Origin of the sequence: Thiolapillus sp. (assembly GCF_048562965.1) — a bacterium.
GTDB lineage: Bacteria > Pseudomonadota > Gammaproteobacteria > Chromatiales > Chromatiaceae > Thiolapillus > Thiolapillus brandeum_A.
Genome location: NZ_JBHNMF010001225.1, coordinates 1 through 773 on the forward strand (window position 1 = coordinate 1; position 773 = coordinate 773).

Below are 773 nucleotides of genomic sequence, written 5' to 3' on the forward strand. Positions count from 1 at the left end.
GAAAAAATGTATGTCCGCTGGTGAAAGGCGATGTTGAAACACCAAATGACATTTCGGGAATAGTATATACATCGATGGATTCTGGGGGATGGCAAATCGAGCTTGCCAAGGAACTAAGAACAGCCGGATATCCTGTCGATATGAATAAAGTCATATCGGCTTAACAATGGGTTCCACTGGCGTTAGCTGTCATAAATCATCTTGGTACAAATCGGAACACTGAACAAGTATGTGTATGGCGCGATTTAACGTAAACGAATTCAACCGAAAAATACGAGGTCGAGTAGACCAAGGGATCCTCCCCCTTGGCCTCTCACAGAACCGTACGTGAAACTCTCGCTTCATACGGCTCTTCCTGCCCAACCCTTTCTTCATCTAGGCAACATGCCAGTGCGGAAAACCGTGCGGCTTTTTCCGCCTTATCCGGTTTACCCAGCGCGCTGCCTGCATCAGTGTCTTAAGCTGTTTGTATTTCGATTTACCCCACCGACTCAATCGCTTGTCAAAGTGGAATGTAACTACTCACCCCTATCAGCGTAGAGCTGTCCCGAAAAGGCCATTTGAATGGCGGCCAGCGGATTGTATCCCTGATTTGTCATGGTCTGCAGGTAACTGGAAATGCGGCAATAGGCCTTGGCGTACTTTCTTGTCCGGAAGCACCCCGACACCTTCTGTTTGACTTTGCTCATTCTCAGGTCACGTTCGGCCCGGTTGTTGGTAAACGGCACGTGTGAGAGTCTGGCGAAGAGCAGTACTGCCGTCTCATGCTTCTT

Annotated in this window: 1 protein-coding gene; it reads right to left on the reverse strand. The window is 48.8% G+C overall.

What is annotated here, in order from left to right:
• Positions 1 to 518 precede the first annotated feature (518 nt).
• On the reverse strand, positions 519 to 773 hold a 255-nt coding region (locus tag ACOCD2_RS23470; RefSeq protein WP_419596422.1), incomplete at its 5' end, for an IS66 family transposase.